This window comes from Prevotella sp. MGM2 (assembly GCF_002933955.1).
Lineage (GTDB): Bacteria > Bacteroidota > Bacteroidia > Bacteroidales > Bacteroidaceae > Alloprevotella.
This window is the reverse complement of sequence record NZ_BEWW01000187.1, coordinates 1-2801: the sequence shown is the minus strand read 5'-3', so window position 1 is coordinate 2801 and position 2801 is coordinate 1. Positions and strand designations below refer to the sequence as shown.

Annotated in this window: 1 protein-coding gene; it reads left to right on the top strand. The window is 54.8% G+C overall.

Features of this window, described 5'->3' with window-relative positions:
* Window positions 1–296 precede the first annotated feature (296 nt).
* Window positions 297–2801: LamG-like jellyroll fold domain-containing protein (locus C5S62_RS04560; RefSeq protein WP_133159498.1), on the top strand; the 2505-nt coding region annotated here is incomplete at its 3' end.

The following is a 2801-nucleotide window of genomic DNA, read 5'->3' as shown; positions in this document are numbered from 1 at the left end:
TCCGCTGTTACAAAGATACAACATTTTCGGCCCGAAAGCAAGAAGTGTTAAAAATGACGGGGCTCTTCTTGCCTACATACAAAAAGGAGGATTTTCCGCTTCATTTTTCAGAAAAACAGGTACAAAAAACTTCCACAACATTACGGAATGATATATTTTTGTGTAATTTTGCGACTGAAAGGACAAACGAGGTACCTCACACTGTACTTTTAATCTCCTTTCTTCTAAAACAGCCAAATTCAAGAACATCCGGACGCGACATACCGCCCTCGGTACGACACTAAACAAACTATACCATGAATTATTTATCTGCACTCTTAGCCGGCAGTGCGCTGGCTGTGCTCTGCGGAACAGCAGTATCCGCACCTGCGGGCGGCCATTCCAGCCCTACCCCATCCTTCACCGACACCCTGCCGAGCCACGTCAACAATGCCGAAAGCATGTACTTCCCTGCCGTATTCAATCAGGACGGCGGCTCATGCGGTTCGGCCTCGCGCATCGGCTACATGTTTACACATGAGATCAATGCCTTCCGCGGCGCCGACGCCTCGCTGCCCGAAAATGTCTATCCCACACACTTCACCTGGCTGCTCACCAACAGCAATTCAGGCAAAGAAGGAATGGCCATGGCCAACGGCGTGCCCAACTCCGTGGTGTATGGCGGCGCCACTTATTCGCGCCTCTTCGGCAACCAGGACTGCGCCAACCCTGACTTCGGGTGGATGCAGGGCTATGACAAGTGGTACTCGGCCATGTTCAACCGTATCTCACACAACTCCTTTGCCGAAAAAGGCGTAGACACTCAGGAAGGACGCGAATTTGTGAAACGATGGCTCTGGAACCACAACGGCGACAAAGACTTCAAGGTGGGCGGCATTGCGGGCATCGGCGTAGCCAGCGCCTGCAAACAGGGCACCATAGCCAACGACCCGGAAGGACACAACGCCGCTGCCGGCGTTGTGGGCATGAAGTACGTCACCCGATGGGGCGACGGGGTGGACCACGCCCTCACCATCGTCGGATATGATGACCGTATAGCCTTCGACCTCGACAGCAACAACGTCTACGGAGAATGGGACAAAGACGAACGCGGCGCATGGATCATCGTCAACTCCTGGGGAGCCGGATGGGCTAACAAGGGATTCATTTATTGTCCTTACAAATACGGATTTCCTGTACGCCGCAACGAAGGCGGCGCGTGGAAACCGGAATTCTACCATGTACGCAAAAATTACCGTCCCCTGCGAACGCTCAAAGTGCTCATGGAATATTCACGCCGTAGCGAACTGCGTCTGAGCATCGGTGCTTCGTCCGATCCCAACGCTACAGAACCGGATATCACCTTCGAGATGGAACACTTCAAATTTGCCGGCGACGGCACCGACCGCAAAGCTAACGACGGCAAGGAAGCTCCAACTCCCATGTTAGGCAAATGGGCCGACGGTGCAATGCACGGAGAACCGATGGAGTTCGGCTACGACCTCACCGACCTCTCACTTGGTTTCGACACACGCCGGCCCGTAAAATATTTTTTCATCATCGAATCGCGTCCGGAAGCCATCGGCACAGGACGGGTACACACCTGTTCCGTCATCGACTATGAGTTCGACCGCCAAGGCATTGAAATCCCAATGAATCCACGCAACGGCACAACCATTGAAAACAAAGGCGGAAAAACGATACTTACGACCGTTGTCGGCGGCGAGCCTTTCTTTGCTCCCGCAAACCTTCATCTCACAGCCTCCGGCACACTGGCATGGAACGCACCGCAGCGTTCGTGGCATCAGCTCAAAGGCTATGTGGTCTACTGCAACGGAGCAGCCTGCGACACCCTATCTCCCAACGTCCTTCAATACGCTCCCCAGCAACAGCAAGCAACCTATTCCGTTGCTGCAGCCTACCTCCATGCAGACAGTCTTCTGGCCTCAGCACGCACTGCCGGAGTGACACCCGGGAAAAGCACGGAAAATAAATGGCCCTCCGCACTCAACCTGCGTCATTCGGGCCTCATCATACCCGATGTATTCCGCAATCACTGCGAGGAAGCCACCATCGAATACTGGCTACGCCCCCGCTCATGGCGCAGTTGGAATCAGAGCGTCGGACCGGGATGGGGACGTTTTCTCATACATGCCAACGATGACGGGTCTGTTACCGCAGGTTGGGACACTGACAACCGCATCGACACACGCCCCGGCATTATCAAGACTGACGTATGGACGCATTTCGCCATTACCGTGGCCAAAGACACACTGCGTCTTTATGTCAACGGACAACAGGTAGACACGCTCATAAGCAAAGGGCGTAAAGGCATCGGCGGTTTCGGTAATCTGCCTTTCGGAAACAGTCATCAGGGCGCGCTGGACGGTGATCTGGCAGAGATACGCATTTGGAAAAAGGCCCGCACCGCGAAGGAATTGCAAGAGATGATGCACCATCGCTTCGAGGCCGCCGGCATTCCCGAAAGCATGCTCGCTTATTTTAAAGGCCACCTGGAAAAATCGGAGGGTAAGGAAAAATGGGCGGATGCCACCGGCGCCCACCATGCCCGCTTCGCCTCGTTCGGCCGCCGGACGGAAACGTTCGAGCCTCCGGTTTTCTCGCCTCTCAAAGCAGCTTCGGTCCGCATTGAAGCGCCGGCCGCAGCCCTGCATGCGGGACAATCGTTCCGCCTTAAGGCCCATGCTTCTCCCAGCATAGCCTCGTTACGATGGGATGCTCCCGAAGCCGGAATCCAAGGCCTCGCCTTGCAATCGCCGGAATTCATCTACGAGAAAGAAGGTGATTATCAGGTACGCCTT